The organism is Dysgonomonas gadei ATCC BAA-286, assembly GCF_000213555.1.
Taxonomy (GTDB): domain Bacteria; phylum Bacteroidota; class Bacteroidia; order Bacteroidales; family Dysgonomonadaceae; genus Dysgonomonas; species Dysgonomonas gadei.
Window position 1 is genome coordinate 72,029 of sequence record NZ_GL891988.1, and the last position, 18,777, is coordinate 90,805.

Below are 18,777 nucleotides of genomic sequence, written 5' to 3' on the forward strand. Positions count from 1 at the left end.
GTTAATCTCCGATATTTACAAAAGTCTGCTGCTTATTATATTCAGCTCTATATTCGGTTGGAGTTTTACCTATATGCAGTTTAAACATCCGGTTGAAATATGAAATGTTATCCATTGCCAACTCGAGAGCAATATCCCTGATGGAGATATCAGTAGTAAGTAACAACAGTTGCGCCTTTTCTATCTTTTTCAGATTTATATATTTCAACGGAGTGCATTCCATTTCTTTCTTGAATATCCTGATAAAATGATCCTTGGTTATACAGGCTATATCAGCCAATTGGTCTATAGATATATCCTTATCCGTATTTTCATGGATATATTTTAATCCGCTGGTTATCCGGCTATCCTTATTATCCGATTTAACCTTGGCCGTCGCAAAAAACTTAGCTATCAGCTGGTATAATATACCTTGCGTTTCAATGATGGAATGACGGGGTATCTTATTATTATCGGCAATATATTGTGAAAAATTCGGAAGATTGTCATATAACTCGGGGTCGATGTTGCTTAAATGGCGTTCAGGATTAATTTTTAGCAACCTCTCTGTTAATAATAAATCTAAAGATTCAGCTTTTATCCCTACCGGAAAATCATATTTGTCGAATACCGATTCCTTATTCATCGCCCTTTCATAGAAATGGATATAGTACAGTGAGAAATAGCCGTCGCATTCATCATTATGCAGGGTAAAAGGCGGTGTCAGGTAGATATGACCGGGCTTTAGTGTATATAATTTGCCTCCAATCTTTGTACGTGCCTCTCCTTCTTTCACATAATATATTCTGGCGAAAGGGCTATAGATATTTTTCCAGTTCCAGTTTGCATTGAGCTCCGAATAGCCAATGTTCAGGAGTATAAAATCAAGGTTATCACCAATATCGTACATAAATATGTGTCGCTTTAATGTCATTCAAGTAAATCATAAATATACTTATTTATAATACATAACATATTATTTTAAATAAAATATGTCGATATAATACTATCCATCTATCGAAAAAGTGAAAGTCATTCTTATAATTTATTTATAAATTCGCATTATAACCTGAATCAGCCTTCTTAGCAAGAAGAAACCTAAGATATACCGGACAAATAATTTAAAATCTAAATCGATATCATGACAACAGAAAGATTTCAGGGCCAATGGCCAAAAATTGGTATCCGTCCCACTATCGACGGCCGTATGGGTGGTGTACGTGAATCACTCGAAACCCAGACAATGAATATGGCGAAAAGCGTAGTCTCCTTATTGACTTCAACGCTGAAATATCCCGATGGCTCTCCGGTAGAATGCACTATCGCAGATTCAACTATCGGGCGTGTCGCCGAAAGCGCTGCTTGTGCCGAAAAATTTCGGAAAGAAGGTGTAGGCGTTACCATTACCGTTACTCCGTGCTGGTGCTATGGTAGTGAAACGATGGATATGGAACAACACACCGTAAAAGCTGTTTGGGGATTCAATGGCACGGAACGCCCCGGAGCCGTATACCTTGCGGCGGTATTAGCCGGACACGCACAAAAAGGATTGCCCGCATTCGGAATCTACGGACGTGACGTCCAGGATGCAGGAACAACGGAAATCCCTGCTGATGTGAAAGAAAAATTGCTTCGCTTCGCTAAAGCAGGTCTGGCTGTGGCTACTATGCGTGGAAAATCATATTTATCTATCGGAGCGGTTTGTATGGGTATCGCAGGCTCTATTGTGAATACCGATTTCTTCGAAGATTATTTGGGTATGCGTTGCGAAGGGGTCGACGAAGTGGAAATTATCCGCCGTATGACCGAAGGTATATACGATAAAGAAGAATATGGAAAAGCATTAGTCTGGGCTAAAGCTAACTGCAAAGAAGGCGAAGATAATATCAACCGTACCGATCTGAAAAAAGATCAGGCCGGAAGGGATAAAGACTGGGAATTCATCGTAAAAATGACATTGATAGTCCGCGACCTGATGATAGGCAATCCGAAGTTGAAAGAAATGGGATTCGGCGAAGAGGCTCTGGGGCACAACGCGATTGCCGCAGGATTTCAGGGGCAACGCCAATGGACGGACTTTTATGCAAACGGTGATTTTACCGAAGCAATACTGAATTCATCTTTCGACTGGACTGGCATACGCTCCCCTTATATATTAGCTACCGAAAATGATGCACTGAACGGTACTGCTATGTTGTTCGGCTATTTACTGACCAATACGGCACAGATTTTTGCAGACGTACGCACATACTGGAGTCCTGAATCCGTGGAGCGTGTAACAGGTAAGAAATTAGACGGTTTAGCTTCCGGAGGAATGATCCACCTGATTAATTCGGGTGCGGCAACTCTCGATGGCAGCGGCCGCCAGAATGATAAGGATGGCAAACCTACGATGAAACCATTCTGGGATATTACAGAGGCGGAAGCAAAAGCCTGTCTGAATGCGACAACATGGATGCCGGCTAATCGTGAATATTTCAGAGGCGGAGGCTTCTCTTCCAAATTTCTGACATGTGGGGGAATGCCCTGTACAATGGTTCGCCTGAATCTGGTAAAGGGTCTGGGTCCTGTATTGCAAATTGCCGAAGGCTGGACGGTAGACCTCGATCCGGCAGTGCACAAAATACTCGATGAACGTACTGATAAGGGCTGGCCTACAACATGGTTTGTTCCTCGCCTGACAGATGATCCTAATTTTAAAGATGTATATTCGGTGATGAATAACTGGGGGGCTAATCATGGATCTATCAGCTGCGGGCATATCGGAGCCGACCTTATTACATTAGCTTCTATGCTTCGCATCCCTGTTTGCATGCATAATGTAAACGTTGATGATATTTACCGTCCGTCTTCATGGAACGCGTTTGGTATGGATAAAGAAAATGCAGATTACCGTGCATGCCAGACATACGGCCCTCTTTATAAAAAATAAAAGCAATGAAAGACCTGAAAGAAGGGTATAAAAAACAACCGGCAGGGGCGACAAAACGCTTCTGCCAGTTTCTCAAACTGAATCCTGACACTTTAGAACAATATAAATATTGGCATAACAGCCATAATATATGGAAGGAAATACCTTTGGGCATCCGTAAGGCCGGCATTCTGGATATGGAGATATATGTGATAAACGATATGGCTTTCATGCTAATAGAAGCAGCTCCCGACTTCGACTGGGATACTTCTTTCGGTAAACTGGCTACATACGAAAGACAGGCCGAATGGGAAGAATTTGTATCTCAGTTTCAGATCGTAGGAGAAGGACAACGTTCGGAAGAGAAATGGCAGCTTGTAGAGCGTATATTTTCCCTTACAGACGCCCTGAAGTAACTCATATATAAAACATAAAAATGATAACAAAAGAACATATTGCAAAATTTATAGAACAGGCTCATCGTGTCGGAAAAGAGCGATTGCAGCTTTGCAGCAGCGGTAATCTTTCGTGGCGTGTGGAAGGGAATACAGCACTGGTATCGGGTACAGGCTCGTGGCTTCCACGTCTGGCGGAAGAAAATGTGGCCGTATGTGATATATCGACAGGCCTGCGGATAGATGGCCCGAAACCCTCAATGGAAAGTGTTTTCCATCTTGGAGTATTGCGCGAGCGGAAAGATATGAATGTGGTGCTGCATTTCCAATCGGAATATGCCACAATTATTTCATGTATGAAAAACAAGCCTGAGAATTTCAATGTCGTAGCCGAAGTTCCCTGCTATTGCGGTCGTGAAATTCCGGTAATACCCTATTTCCGTCCCGGCTCTAAAGAATTGGCGGATGCTGTGACAAACGCTCTGAGAGAACATGATTGTGTATTGATGAGTAAGCATGGTCAGGCAGTTTGCGGAAAAGATTTTGATGATGCCTTCCAGAAAGCGGTCTTTTTTGAATTTGCCTGCGGTATAATTGTGCGTGCAGGTGAAGGCAATTATCAGACTTTGAGCGATGAAGAAATCCGTGATCTGGAGGTCTATATCCTGGGAAAATCCGGGAAATAATAGTTCTGAGTTATAAGTGTTATACTACTTGCTAATTAATTGGCATATTAATCAATTAGATCATTACCATGGCATATCTGGCTTTAGACCTCGGCGCAGGAAGCGGCAGGGCAATTGTCGGCTTCATTGAAAACGGAAAAGTCCGGTTAGATGAAGTCCATCGCTTCAGTAATCCTCCCATTCAGTTAGGCGATACGCTTTATTGGGATTTCCTGTCGCTGTTCTCGAATATAAAGGAGGGTATCCGGCTAGCGGTAAAAAAAGGCTATTCATTAAAAGGTATTGCAATAGATACATGGGGCGTCGATTTCGGATTGATAGACAAATCGGGACATTTACTATCCAATCCCGTTTGCTATCGTGATCGCCGTACCGAAGGTATGTCTGCCATGGCATCCATATCTATCTCTGTAGAAGAACTATATGCAATTACAGGAATTCAGCAGATGGAAATAAATACCGTTTTCCAGCTTTTAAGTCTTAAACAGAAAGAAGACCCGGTATTGTCAATCGCCGATAAATTGCTGTTTACGCCCGATCTTATCAATTATTTCCTTACGGGAGTCGCCTGTAATGAATATACTATCGCTTCTACATCCCAATTATTAGACGCGCAGACGCGACACTGGAGTAAAGTTGTCTTTGATAAACTGCAATTGCCATACCCCTTGATGCAAAATATCATATACCCCTGCAATCTCATTGGCAAATTAAAGAATGAAATTGCGGAAGAGACAGGGGCTGATAACATCAATGTGTTTTCTGTCGGCTCGCACGATACAGCCAGCGCTATAGCCGCTATTCCGGCAAATGGAAAAGATTGGGCATTCCTGAGTTCGGGGACATGGTCCCTGTTGGGTGTGACAACAGATAAACCTGTCCTTACAGAAGAAGCCCGAAAAAATGACTTTACCAATGAGGGAGGTGTAGATGATAAGATTCTCTTTATGCGAAATATTACTGGGCTTTGGCTTTTGCAAAGACTGATCGACGAATGGGAGAAGGCCGGGGAAGAATGTGGGTATGATCATTTGTTTTGCGAATGTGGCAAAGCTGCTTCTTTTCGCAGCATTGTAGACAGTGATAATCCTGCATTTACTCATCCTGCTTCTATGGAAAAAGCCATTCAGGAGTATTGCCAACACACCAATCAACCGATTCCCGTATCGAAAGGTGAATTAGTTCGCTGTGTACTGGAATCTCTTGCCATTAAATATTATTTTGTAATGGCCAAGTTGCAGGAAAGTACAGGTTTGGAACTAAAATATATTTTTGTGGTGGGCGGCGGTAGCCGTAATGAGTTGCTTAACCAATATATAGCTGACGCATTGGATATGGAGGTGGTAACAGGCCTTACCGAAGCAACAGCAGTAGGTAACATTATTCAGCAGGCTATTGCCGACAAACAAATACAGAACTTAGAAGAAGGACACAACATTGTAAAAAACAGTTTTGAACAAAAAATATATTATCCCGGAAACACAAAAAGATGGGCTGATACAATAGTTAAAGTAAAACATCTGTTCCAATAAATTTGGAATTTAAGTAATAGAAAGTATTTATGCAATGTTATTTGGTCGTAATGGTCTATTACTGTTGCAGATAAAAAAGTAATAAATAGGTCTGAGACCTTAACCTTTTAAATACCTATAGATACCATGCAAAATAACGTAAAAAATAATTCCTTGTTCACGGGGAAGGATGGACAAAACTATCTGTTTCCGTTTATACTTGTCACCAGTCTGTTTTTCTTATGGGGATTCGCTCATGCCTTACTGGATGTGCTGAATGCCCATTTTCAGGAAATATTGCAAATCTCTAAAGCCCGCTCTGCATTGGTACAATTTGCTCTCTATGGCGGTTATTTTGTGATGGGTATTCCCGCCGGACTGATAATAAAAAAATATGGGTATAAGAAAGGAATTGTTTTCGGGTTACTGGTCTTCGCTGTCGGAGCATTTCTCTTTTATCCGGCAACATTGATCAAGACATTCCTTCCTTTTCTTATAGCCCTGTTTGTCATTGCCTGTGGGCTGACCTGCCTTGAAACGGCAGCCAATCCTTATACAACGGTTTTAGGCCCTGCCCAATCGGGGGCAAGGCGTATCAATCTGGCTCAATCCTTTAATGGCCTGGGCTGGATATTAGGCCCTTTGGTGGGAGGATTACTTATCTTTTCGGATAAAGGCGACCCTTTTGCGGCATTGGCGACACCTTATATCGGTATCGGGGTGGTTGTATTGCTTATCGCCGTACTGTTTATACGCACTCCTTTGCCGCAAATAGCCGCAGGAGAAACGGAAATTTCTGAAAATACGGTGACAACAAAAGCCAAAAGCTGTTATAAAGACTTGTTGAAATATCCCCTTTTTATATTCGCTGTTGTGGCGCAGTTCTTTTATGTGGCCGGGCAGACCGGTATAGGCAGCTTCTTTATCAATTATGTAATTGAGGTACGTCCCGATATATCGCATCTGGAGGCTTCCCAGATACTCGCATTCGGAGGGATGGGTATGTTTATGGTCGGTCGAATATCGGGAAGTTATATGATGAAATTTTTTAATCCTAAGAAATTACTGGCTGTATATTCTGTAATGAATATCTTGCTGATGATTGTTGTGGTTATGGGATTGGGTATGATGTCGGTAGTATGCCTGTTTGCATCATATTTCTTTATGTCGATCATGTACCCTACAATATTTGCGATAGGCATAAGCGGATTGAAAGAGAATACAGAGAAGGGCTCTTCCCTTATCGTGATGGCTGTAGCCGGAGGTGCAGTTATCCCTATGCTGATGGGGCGTATAGCAGATTTATATTCTATGGCTGCCGGATTTATAATTCCGTTGGTTTGCTTTACGGTGATATTCGCTTTCGGGGTGAGTAAACTGAAGAATTAAAGATTTATTTCTTTCATCGGGTTCCAGAATACGGATTTCCAGTTCTTTATCCTGTCGTTGACTACAATGACACCTTCGGCTTCAAGCAGCTTTTGCATTTCCCCGGAATTACCGAAAGCTTCTTTTGCAGACAATATCCCGCTGCTATTGACTACACGGTGGGCAGGAATACTGCTTTTAACGGAATCGCATTCACCCATAACACGCCCTACCATCCTCGACATATTAGGATAGCTGATGGCTTTAGCTATGGCTCCATAACTGGTTGCCCGCCCGTAAGGTATCATTCTGACAATCTCATAGACGGCTTCGGTAAAATCTTCTTTATCGAGTTTAGACATGGTTTAATGTTTATACAAATATAAGATTAAATTCGGATGGATAAATGATGATGTTTTTATAAGAGGTTTATCTATACATAGAGTCAATAGCCTTTAGCTATTAGCTGACAGTTCTTTGAAATAATTAATTAGTAAATTAGCATATTAGCAAATGAGTGAAATAGTGTAACCTTTGTTACCTTTTATTTTTAAACACGGAGTAAAAGGAGTAGCACGGAGTTTTTTTATTTACGGGATGCTTCGCTTCACCTGCTTATGAGTTGATGACTGTTAACTGATATATCTGTAACCTTTGTTACCTTTTTGCGCCTTTGCATCTTTGCGAGCGTTATCTCTCATCCCTGATTAATATGAAGTTACAGAGTTTTTAGAAGAAAAAGTGACAATAAAAATTGAGTGAAAACTGTCAGGTTTGTCAGGTTTTGTACATTAGCTATCGGCTAACAGCTATCAGCTAATAGCTAAAAATGTGTTACTTTTGTTACCTTTTGAGGTATAAGATAACACGGCTTTTCGAAACATTTCTTGAGCCCTAATGAAAACAGGGGCGCCATATTATGACTACCCCTGCAACAAAGTATATTGTGTAATTATTTCCTTGTTATTTTGATTACATAACCTCCACCCGGAGCCATAGATACCGGCAGCTTTTTATTTGACGGAATATCTATTGTTTCTTTCTTGTAGTCGCGGGCGGCACGGTCGGCATTTATCCCGTCTTTGAATACTTCACCTTTGAAACTGCCTTCCCCTAAGAAAGAAAGGTCTAGTTCCATGTTGCGGGCATCCCAGTTAGTCATAACACCTACATACCAGGTGTCACCTTTTTGGCGGGCAATAGATAGATATTTTCCTATTTCCCCATTCAATGAGATGGTATTATCCCACACTGTGGGTACGGTGGCGATAAACTCTGTACATTCCGGTTCCGACATGTAGTTAGATGGACTATCACATAACATGTTCAGAGGGGATTCGAAGATGATGTATTCGGCCAGTTGACGGCAGCGCGTGCCCTGACTCATGGCTTCATTATACACATTTTTGTAATTTCCTTTTGTCGCATTACGCATTGCGCCTTGTGTATAGTCCATCGGACCTGCTACCTGACGTATAAATGGAATAGTAACATCATAGGTAACCTGATCGAGTTCGGGACCGGACCATTTCAATTGCTCCAGACCATTTACTCCTTCAAAGTTGATGACATTCGGATAGGTACGTTGCAATCCGGTTGGCTTGTATGTACCGTGGAAATCTATAAGTACTTTGTATTTAGCTCCCATTTCAGCTGCACGGCGGTGAAAGTCTACCATGATCTGGTCATCCCTATCCATGAAATCGACTTTAAATCCTTTGATACCCATCTCGCTATAATGCTTGCAAACCTTTTCCAAGTCCCTGTCGAAAGCATGATATCCGGCCCATAGGATAAGGTCTACATTTTTAGCTTTGGCATAACTTACCAGCTCTGGAAGATTGATCTCCGGTATTACCTGAAACAGATCGGCTTTTTTGTTGACAGCCCACCCCTCATCGAGGATTACATATTCAATGCCATATTCAGATGCAAAATCGATATAGTATTTATATGTCTCGTTGTTTATACCTGCACGGAAGTCAACACCATACAGATTCCAGTCGTTCCACCAGTCCCAGGCTACTTTTCCGGGTTTTACCCAGGAATAATCCCCTTGGGAGGGAGTCGCAAGTTTGTATACCATATCACTGTCGGCGAGTTCCGAATCTTTTTCAGCAACAATAACCGCTCTCCATGGGAAGTTCGTAGGACCATCGGATTTTGCTATAAATGATTCACGTGAATCGACCAATATCTGGAGTTCGTTATGTCCTCCCTGACGCGTATCTTTGGGGTAAGGGGCGAATACACCTTTCAGGCCGTTCGCTGTTTCAGCCGGATACAAAAACATTCCCGGATAATTCATCAGGTCAGCCTCTGTAATGCAAACCTTTTTTCCTTTCGCTCCTTCAACTACCAACGGTGAAATACCGAGGCGCTTCTTGTTCCATACAGATAGAGCTATATTGTGATATGGCTGCTCGAACGAGTTGGAGAACTGGCCCTCAAGAGGTGTGGTTTCCGGTTTGTTTGCATAAGCAACAAATACTTTCTGATCGGCAGGAAAGTTAAACTCAGCTTGTTCATTTTCTATAACAAACGGTTTCTTTGAGGTAGAGACAAAGCGATAAGCAATACCATCATTATAGGCGCGAAATATAATATTATAATCACCTTTGAACTTTAGAGTCAGTTCATTATAGTTATCCTCAATTTTATTTCGTTTATAAATAGAAGCGTCAATAATTTGATTTACAGTCTTTACGGATGAGCCGGATAGCTTGGTATTAATACCAAAGGTGCTGCCATCAGTTAAGGTCATAGACACCGGCGATTTAGCCAGCATTATATCTCCATCATGAGACACTGAATATCCGACTGTTTTGCCCACGCTGATACTGGCTTCCAGCTTGCCATCAGGAGATTTCAGGGCGAACTGCTTTTGGGCAGTGACTGTCATTGTATAACAGAATAAAAGACAGAATAAAGACAGGATTACCGGATTGTTTTTTCTCATTATTAGTTATATTTGAAGGTTTATTATCCAATTTACAAGCTATCTTTTCAGATTAGCAACAAGTCTATTCACGATTTCACACATCTTACCGTAGTTCTCGTCCATCGACCGCAGTAGTTTATATTGCGCATGTGTGCGTATCAGGTTATGAGTGTCGTTCTTCACTCTGTAATAGTTATCACCGTCAATGTAATCCATGAGGAAGCGGAGAACCTGCTCGAAGGTAATGTATTTAGCAGAAAAGGCTAAATTCTCTATTTCAGCCGGGGTAAGGAAGGTGATTGCCTCGGATAGGTAGCCTGCCGTGTATCCTTCAAAGATATCCATCTTGATATACACATTATCCGGATTTTCATCATCTTCTTTACCGGCATTGGTATATGAACGGATCGCATCACCATAGTCATTGAGGCACATACTGCTAAGTACTGTATCCAGGTCTATTACACATAATACATTACCTTGTTTGTCAAACAATATATTACTGATCTTGGTATCATTGTGCGTAACCCGTACCGGGAGTTCACCAGCTTCGAATTTGTTCCATAAAGCAAGCATTTCGTCGCGACGGCTCTCTATCCATCCAATCTCTTTTAGCACATGTTTTTTGCGCCCTACCGGGTCTTTTGCCAACACCTCATCCCATTGCTGAAAACGGAACTTCATATTGTGAAAACCAGGTAATATATCGACTAACGGATCCTTCATATCGGCCAGCATGGCTTGAAACTTACCGATTCCTCGTCCCCCTTGTGCAGCTAATGCCGGGGAATCTGCGTAGTCATAAGCAATTGTATTATCAATGAATAAACATGCAGCCCAATATTCTCCGTCTTCATCGAGATAGTATAGCTTATTATCCAGCGTAGGTATTATTGTAAGAGCCTCACGCAAGGGATTTCCACCTTGTTTGATAATCTTTTCTTTGAGGTGGTTGGTAACTTTATGTATGTTATCCATCATGGCAGGAATATCTTTGAAGATATTCTTGTTTTTCTTCTGCAGTATATAGTTAGGGCTATTTCCTATAGTTTCTACAAAAAAAGTATCGTTGATAAGTCCTTCGCCTATAGAGCGTATGTCCTGTACAACCCCGTCGAAAGCAAAGTGTTCTCCTACATTCATCGGCTAGTGGCGTTAATTTAAGATATATAATGCTGGATGCATTTTAAACTAAAGAACAGAACGAAGATAGAGGTTTCATTTATATTAACATCTATTTTTTTATATTTTTCTTAGGCCCTATTTAAAAATTAATTGAGAAAAAATTAAAGGGCTTCTATAAAATTTGACACTGTCTCAAAAAGAGTGTAGATACAACCTTTAAAGATAATGCAGAATATAAAGTAAAAGAAAACGGCAGGCTTCCATTTACATTTTCTTATTACTAATTGGATTATTGTCGATTACATCTTTCTCTAGATGTAACAACCAGGATGACAGAGGCAATAACAAAGAAATAGAAATATATTTACAACAGTCATTCCGGTCGGTTGTACCTCCTACATTTGGAAAATTATAGCAAAACATTACAAAGAGTTATACAAGCTTCTTTTAGAAGAAACTCGGCTTTGAAACTAGAATTTAAATTTTCATTCACGAATAATAGTACCATAGATTCAATTGTTGTTAAATTATTAATATCAAGCAATATCGGCGTTTTGAGTTCAGCCAAGTAAATATACATTGCTGATACACAAAAAAACTTAACATGATATTAGATATCAATTGCAAGTATGTCGAATCATTTAGCATAAACTATGTTTATATATACAACAAATAAGCGACTAAATATTAGTCGCTTATTCCGGATTAAATAGTGTTTTTTATTTAGGAAGCTCTTTTATCTGATAACTGCTGTTTTGAGTAAATACCCGTCCAAACATATCAGTTGCCCGAACCTCTATACGATGTTCTCCCACAGAAAGAGAGCTTGGGATATTAGCGCGCCATAAATGGCGGCATATCTGTGGATTCGATGGTCTTCTTACAGGTTTCACTTCATTTGAGTAGTCCCAGTCTTGCATATAACGATAATACGCCGGATCATAATCTTCTATTTTTGTCATTTTAGTCCAGGTCCCTTCATCAACACGATATTCGACGATATCATTATCTGATCCCATAAAGAAATTGGCATATATTCCCGATGTAATCCATCTACCTTTGTAAGGTACCACTTTAGGGTTATATATGGATATCTGGTAATCGTCAGATTGTCCGGCTACCTTATAATCTAATGTATATCTATCACCCTTTACATTTATAATTGCATATCCTTGGGGAGTTCCATCACGCATTGTGGATGTTGGCAGACCTTTAGCATTGAGTATCCCCGAATACCAATCGCCACAAGTGGTTCCTACATTATATTCGTGGATTGGTTTTACTCTATTCAGCCCATCTTCTTTTCCTATAAAATTATGAGACTGAATATGTGTATGGGCAGATAAAACCAATACATTTGGATAATTATTTAACAATGCGTAAAATCGTAGCCTGTCTGCTTCTCTAAAAGCATCTTTATCTTTCCTATCAAACAAAGGAATATGCATACTGATTATAATGAGATGATCCGGCTGTACAAATTTCAGATCATTTTCTACAAATTTCAGTTGATCCTCTCTTAATCCTCCAAGATATCCTTTGCCTGTGACAGGGTTAGGATAAAGAATATCATCCAGCACAATGTAATGCGCTTTCCCATAATTGAAAGAATAGTTCGCCGGGCCAAAATTAGATTCAAATGTTTCGTCAGAGAGTATATCTTCCTTGGCATCATAATTCATATCATGATTACCAATGACGTTATACCAAGGCAATCTCATTTGTTGTATGGCCTTTTTATATGACAGATGGAGGCTCAGATTGTCTCCGACAAGATCGCCTAATGTAATCCCAAAACTGAGTCCATTCCTGTTTTTAGCTTCGTCCACAATACCTTTTGTGAAATATTCAACTTCTTGTTCTGAGTAGGTCTGAGAATCCCCAAAGATAAATGAAGAATAGATTTCGGGCTCATCGTATTTGATAAGGCCGAAGTCTATTGATTTTGGCAGTTCTCCGGTTGGTTCTACTCCTTTATAAAATGAGGCGGGTGATCCTTTAGGTTTATGCATATAATAAGATTTCGGGAAATTATATTCATTGACAGGAATTTTATATCCGGTTGGCTTTATTACAAAGATGATATTATCATCGCCTACAGGTAAATTATACTGACCTTCGGAATCAGTTAACACGACATCAATTCCGTTTGACACGGCAACATTTGCAATCCCTTTTTCTTTTTTCTCTTTTTTTTCATTGTTATTTCCGTCTTCAAATACATAGCCTTTTGCTATTTGCTGTGCCGATAAATTTAATAAACTGGCTAGAGATAATGTAATAAGTAATATACTTTTCATAAAAAAACTATTTATTTTTATTATATTAATAATGATAGTAGTATTAAAAAGAACGTGAAAGATTCTAACTTATCTGGATTTTTATTATTGTCAGACTGTAGTACTTCTAACCTTTCACGGATGAGGGTAATCGTAAAAAAAATTACATCCTATCCTTATATTTAATAGTCATATTTAGGTTTTCATTTATTGTCCAGATGAAATTTCATTAAATAAGCCTGGATCTTTATTCTCATTTTTTTGTTGATACCTTATATTATATAGTTTACTAAGGCTCTTTTTTATAAATGAATTCGCTGCTTTAGATTTATAATTGACAGTTCTTTCATCAATATTCAAGCATTCGGAAATTTCTTTGATAGACAATTCTTCCTGCCAAATAAGGGTTATAACTTTCTGATCAATCTCGGGTAATACCTCAAGTATGTTGTTTATCAATTTATTGACCTCCTTAAAATCAAATTCTTCTTCCACGTGTGTATAATGTACGACGGTTTCTATTTCGTCCATATCTTTTCGGTTTTCACTTCCAGTTAGCTTAAAATAAGAAGATTTCAAATAGTCAAGCATTCTGTAAGTATAATGATGTAACAGAAAATTGCGGGCAGATCCCTTATCATTCGTTTTTATCAAAGCTGGCTCCGACCACACATTTATCCAAAAATTCTGTGTGATTTCATTTGTCAGATTAATATCCCCAGTACGGTTATATGCCCATTTATAAAGTAAATGCTCATACCTATCATAAAATATATTAAAGGCTTGCTCATCTTTTAAAGCGATAGCCTCTAACAATTCTCTATCAGACATAGTCATAATGATTTGGTATATTCCGGATGTAAATGTATTTCTTATATATTACGGGACTGTTAAGAAAACAAAAATTATAAATAAATATTTTTTTGATAAGAACGTGTTTGGTAAAATATTGTAATATAGTATGATATGCTGTTGTTGCAAATTTGAAACAATCACTTAACAGTTTTGTTGCCCGATCTGACAACGCTTGACTCGTTTATCTTTATAGAAGGGGGTGAATTCCTGCAAAGAAAATATAGCCCCACAAAATAAAGAAATGAATAAAATAGATCACAGAAAGAAGCAATCGCATCTGGAGTATTTAAAAAAACTGCTCCTGATATCTCGCATATTCGAACTTTTTACTCAGGGTAAATTGGACCGGGATAGTGAAAAGTTGGTCGAAGACTGGAATCCGGAAGATACCACCGAATATTATAAAGGAAACGAAGAATTGTTGGCAGAGGGGCGTAAACAAGCTAAAGAAAACATATTTTCAATACTTGGTATCCATAATCCGGATAAAAAGAAAAAAACACCAGTCTTTTTTATATACTTGCATAAATATGCAGTAGTTGCGGCTATTCTGATTATTGCTATCTTTTCAGGAATATATACAATTGATAAATTCTCAAATCAAAAGAGTAATCTCCTTTCAAATAATAACTTTAGTAGCCTGCTTTGCCAGACAGACAGCTATGAAATAAAACAAATAACATTACCTGACGGAACAATCCTGCATGCTAACCGCAACAGCAGGATATTATATATCGAACAAGAATATAACCTTAGCAAACGTGAAATATGGATTGAGGACGGAGAAGCCTTCTTTGAGGTCGCTAAGAACCCTGAAAAACCCTTTATTATACATTCCGGAGATATACAAACCACTGTTAAAGGCACATCTTTTAATGTAAAAGCATATAAGGGAATCAGGAAAAATGAGGTTTCGGTACGTTCCGGCAAGGTCGAAGTGATTTGCGGTGATAAAAAAATAGGGACATTGGTTGCCAATCAACAAATTACCTATGATACACAGACCGGAGAATACAATGAAAGCTCCGGTAACTGGCAGGACGCAGCTGCCTGGATGCAAAATCGGCTGGTACTGAAGCAGGCAAATGTAGATGAACTGAGACTGAGGCTGAAACAGGTTTATGGTATAGATCTGGTCATTACAGGAGGAATTCTGGAACAAAATCATTTTAATGCATCTTATCCAAGAGATGCACAGATTGGGAATGTTTTACAAAACATTTCTGAAGTATACGATGTGAAATATAAGTTCGAAAACCCACAAAGAGTTATCATTTACAAATAGTACACACAATAGGGATATAACAGTTGATAGTCCCCTTTTGATTATTGGATTTTTTTACAAACAGAGTTTTTCTAAGAAGAAGAACGGCCATTTCCTTGTCTTATTTTATACAAGAATGAATCAATTTGAATATCTAATATATAGCTAAGTAACAAAAAAAAGAAGAGAAAATAACAAATGAAAGAGTATCTAACAGTAAAAGTTTTCCGGTACATAATACTACTGGTCGTAGCAACGGGGTTACCAGTATGGCTGAACGCCCAGAATAATAAAATCCGGTTACCGGAAGAATCATTAAAAGCCCGTATAGAGAGGATTGCAGCGAATAGTGGTAAAAATATTATTTATGACGACAAATCATTCAGCAATATTCAGGTTCCGGCAATAGACGGAGACAGCAAGGATATTAATTTACTATTGACTAAAAGCCTGGTTTCAACCGGATTCACATTTAAAAATATGCCGGATAATTCGATTGTTATAAAAAAGCGACAGGATGCAACAACTGAGACTGCGACACCCAAGGCAAGAGGCAGCCTGCAAGGTACAGTCCTCGATGAAAAAGGCGCACCTGTTATCGGAGCCACAGTCGGCGTTCCGGGAACGACTATCGGTACGGCTACAGATGCTGACGGTAAGTATAAATTATCGAATATATCTTCCGGGACTACGGATATTCAGATCAGCTTTATGTCTTTTGAAACATTAGTGGTAAAAGACGTGAAGATAACAGCAAATAAAATAACTCCTTTGGACGTCGTACTCAAGGAAGCTACAACCCAACTGGGGGAGGTTGTGGTAACAGCAACATACAATGAAGCGTCAGCAACAGGACTGTATGCCAGACAAAAGAACATGGCAGCCATGAGCGATGGTGTCAGTGCCGATATGATTAAAAAGACCAGCGACAATAATGTGGCTCAGGTGCTCAAGCGTGTATCGGGAGTTACCATCGACAACGGAAAGTATGTGACTGTACGCGGTATGAGTGAGCGTTACAATAATGTGCAGCTCAACGGGGCTTCATTACCCAGTACCGAGCCTAACCGCCGCAACTTTGCTTTTGACGTAATCCCTTCAGGTTTGGTGGATAATGTGACTATCAGCAAAACTTTCAGTCCCGATATGCCGGGTGAATTTACCGGAGGATTGGTGGAAGTAAATACTTTGGCCGTTCCGGATGAGAAATTTCTGAACCTTGGTATCGGAACAGGGATGAATACGATCAGTACCGGAAAAGATTTTTACAGCAATAAACGTTTCGGAGCCGACTGGTTCCTGGGGGAAATCGATAAGCGGAAATGGTATTCCGGTAAAGATGAAGCGGCTACCGCACAGAATATCATCAATGCAGGACAGAAAAACACATATGGTTTGAGTAAATATACAGCGCAGCCGCTTCAGAACTATAGCCTGACGGCGGGGCTTCCTGTAGACCTGGGAAAAAGCTCTTTGGGCGTTGTGGCTGCTCTGACCTATCGTCACGAAGAAAACACGGAAGAAATCCTTGAAGCGCATATGATTACCCGCGACAGCATTTTTAAGCCATCGGGTAAAGGTTCATACCGCTATAAAGCAACCACAAGCATAGGGGCTGTGCTGAATACCGGCTGGCGAATGTCCGGACACAGTATTACTTGGCGCAACCTGTTCAATAACCGGTTTAATCATACCAACCAGCAACGGTTTATTTATAAATATTATGAAGGTCAAAAGCTTGTGGAACAATACAGCGTACCCTTGATAAGTAGCCTGTGGCAAACTCAGTTAGACGGTAAGCACGACCTCTTCGGAGGAAAGTTGGTTGCCTCATGGAATGCTTCTTATAATGACATCATCCGGACAAACCCCGACGACCGTATGGCTCAGGGCGCTATTGTCGGGGAATCGCATGAAGGAGCCAGTTTTGCCGATTGGAACTGGGCTACCGGTTATGGAAATAGCTTTAATGTGGGGAGTGGACACATTATGTACAGCAGGTTGCATGAGACTAAAAAGAATATCGGAGCCAATCTGGAATATCCTTTTACGATAGATGGCAACCGTCAGAGTATCAAAGCCGGATACCTGGGCGCATTCCGCAGAGCCGGTTTTGAGCAACAATACCTGAAAGCGATGATAGAAGACAATGCTCCCAGGGCGATAGGACTACCTATAGAAGAGTATTATGCTCCGGAGCGCTTCGGCGGCAATCCTTTAGTATATGAGCTTTCCGGTATGCAAGCGACAAGAGCGGATTATTATACAGGGAGCCAGGATATCCATGCCGGCTATCTGATGGGTGATCTCAGTTTCTTTAAAAAATTACGGTTGATCGGAGGTGTACGCATGGAGAAAACAGATATGACCGTAACTACCGAGATATTAGAAAAAATAGTAGGGGCGACCCCCAAAGACAGTACTGTAATCATCAAAAAAACAGACTGGCTGCCGGCTGCGACCCTCATATACAGCATAACACCCGAACTGAATGCCCGCGCCTCATACAGTAAAACCCTTGCCCGTCCGGATTTCAGGGAATTGTCCCAGTCAAAGTATTATAACGTGGATGACCGCGTATGGGTAATTAACGGTTCCGGCCTCGAACAAAGCCGCATCCATAATTACGATGTCCGGGTAGAATGGTATCCACGTCCGGGGGAAGTATTATCTGTCAGCTATTTCCGGAAGAAATTTATCAAGCCGGTGGAAATGGTTATGCGTATGCTAAGCGATGCGCAGAACTTTGAAATGTATAGTATGAACCTTGATAACTCTACGGCCAAAGGTTTTGAGCTCAACTGGCGTAAAGAATTAGGATTTATTTCCCCGTTGCTGCATGACCTCTATTTCACGGGAAACTATACATGGATGGAAGCCAATGTAAAGTATAATCAGGAGAAACTATTAAATCCGAATATAGAAGATTCTAATCCGGACTTCGACCGTGACCGCCCCTTACAGGGATTAAGTCCCTATACCCTCAATCTGGGAATTGCTTATGAGGGAAGCATAATCGGCGCTGCTGTCAACTACAACCGCAACGGGCGTAAACTGGTGTATGCAGGGGAAGAGACAAAGTATGACCAGTATGAAAATTCACGGGATGTATTAGACCTGCAACTTTCAGCACGTTTGATGAAAGATCAGCGTCTGGAATTAAAGTTCAATATATCCGACATCTTCAATCAGGATTTTATTGTGTACCGTAACACACGGGTAGTAGATTATACCGCAGAGAATCCCAATCCGGATACCGGAACCGCCGGTACTTACTACCTCGATCTGACAGGTGATATGGATTACAACAAAGGCGATTACATAATGAGCCGGATAAAGAAAGGTATAAATCTGTCAATAAGCGCAAGTTATAAATTTTAGTAAATAATAATCATCAGGTGAGACGTCACCGGTGTAAGAATAGATGGGTACTTATCGCGTGTGCAGGGAGAATAGATCAACC

13 protein-coding genes are annotated in these 18,777 nt (G+C 40.2%); 7 read left to right on the plus strand and 6 right to left on the minus strand.

Annotated features, from left to right (window positions below; all coding sequences use genetic code 11):
* Position 1: 1 nt before the first annotated feature.
* A complete protein-coding gene (locus HMPREF9455_RS16785; RefSeq protein WP_006800934.1) occupies positions 2–889 on the minus strand; it encodes an AraC family transcriptional regulator in 888 nt (295 codons plus the stop codon).
* A gap of 231 nt (positions 890–1,120) precedes the next feature.
* Between HMPREF9455_RS16785 and HMPREF9455_RS16790 the strand changes: the two genes are divergently transcribed.
* The 5 genes from HMPREF9455_RS16790 (at position 1,121) to HMPREF9455_RS16810 (ending at position 6,871) form a co-directional block, all read left to right on the plus strand.
* Positions 1,121–2,911: an L-fucose isomerase gene (locus HMPREF9455_RS16790; protein WP_006800935.1), complete on the plus strand. Its 1,791-nt coding sequence runs from the start codon at positions 1,121–1,123 to the stop codon at positions 2,909–2,911.
* Positions 2,912–2,916: 5 nt separating this feature from the next.
* Positions 2,917–3,306: an L-rhamnose mutarotase gene (locus tag HMPREF9455_RS16795; RefSeq protein ID WP_006800936.1), complete on the plus strand. Its 390-nt coding sequence runs from the start codon at positions 2,917–2,919 to the stop codon at positions 3,304–3,306.
* Positions 3,307–3,326: 20 nt separating this feature from the next.
* Entirely contained in the window at positions 3,327–3,971 is a 645-nt protein-coding gene (locus HMPREF9455_RS16800; RefSeq protein ID WP_006800937.1) for a class II aldolase/adducin family protein, read from the plus strand.
* Between the two features lie 68 nt (positions 3,972–4,039).
* Positions 4,040–5,503 carry a rhamnulokinase gene (locus HMPREF9455_RS16805; protein ID WP_006800938.1) on the plus strand — a complete coding sequence of 488 codons (1,464 nt, stop codon included), beginning with the start codon at positions 4,040–4,042 and terminating at the stop codon, positions 5,501–5,503.
* Between the two features lie 126 nt (positions 5,504–5,629).
* Positions 5,630–6,871: a sugar MFS transporter gene (locus tag HMPREF9455_RS16810; protein WP_006800939.1), complete on the plus strand. Its 1,242-nt coding sequence runs from the start codon at positions 5,630–5,632 to the stop codon at positions 6,869–6,871.
* Here HMPREF9455_RS16810 and HMPREF9455_RS16815 read toward each other — a convergent pair.
* The 5 genes from HMPREF9455_RS16815 to HMPREF9455_RS16835 all read right to left on the minus strand — a co-directional run bounded on the left by HMPREF9455_RS16815 (position 6,868) and on the right by HMPREF9455_RS16835 (position 14,026).
* A complete protein-coding gene (locus tag HMPREF9455_RS16815) occupies positions 6,868–7,212 on the minus strand; it encodes an MGMT family protein (protein ID WP_006800940.1) in 345 nt (114 codons plus the stop codon). The genes HMPREF9455_RS16810 and HMPREF9455_RS16815 overlap by 4 nt on opposite strands.
* Before the next feature lie 590 nt (positions 7,213–7,802).
* The gene (locus HMPREF9455_RS16820; protein WP_006800941.1) at positions 7,803–9,809 is read right to left on the minus strand and encodes a retaining alpha-galactosidase; all 2,007 of its coding nucleotides are present in this window, start codon (positions 9,807–9,809) and stop codon (positions 7,803–7,805) included.
* Positions 9,810–9,848: 39 nt separating this feature from the next.
* Positions 9,849–10,934 (minus strand): phosphotransferase enzyme family protein, encoded by a 1,086-nt coding sequence (locus HMPREF9455_RS16825; RefSeq protein WP_006800942.1) that lies wholly within the window; start codon positions 10,932–10,934, stop codon positions 9,849–9,851.
* Positions 10,935–11,635: 701 nt separating this feature from the next.
* Complete coding sequence (locus HMPREF9455_RS16830) at positions 11,636–13,216, minus strand: calcineurin-like phosphoesterase C-terminal domain-containing protein (protein ID WP_006800943.1); 1,581 nt, start codon at positions 13,214–13,216, stop codon at positions 11,636–11,638.
* Positions 13,217–13,402: 186 nt separating this feature from the next.
* Positions 13,403–14,026 (minus strand): RNA polymerase sigma factor, encoded by a 624-nt coding sequence (locus tag HMPREF9455_RS16835; RefSeq protein ID WP_006800944.1) that lies wholly within the window; start codon positions 14,024–14,026, stop codon positions 13,403–13,405.
* A gap of 265 nt (positions 14,027–14,291) precedes the next feature.
* Here HMPREF9455_RS16835 and HMPREF9455_RS16840 point away from each other — a divergent pair, with 265 nt between their 5' ends.
* On the plus strand, positions 14,292–15,335 hold the full coding sequence (locus tag HMPREF9455_RS16840; protein WP_006800945.1) for a FecR family protein: 1,044 nt from the start codon (positions 14,292–14,294) through the stop codon (positions 15,333–15,335).
* A 177-nt stretch (positions 15,336–15,512) separates the two neighbouring features.
* Entirely contained in the window at positions 15,513–18,695 is a 3,183-nt protein-coding gene (locus tag HMPREF9455_RS16845) for a TonB-dependent receptor (protein WP_006800946.1), read from the plus strand.
* Positions 18,696–18,777 lie beyond the last annotated feature (82 nt).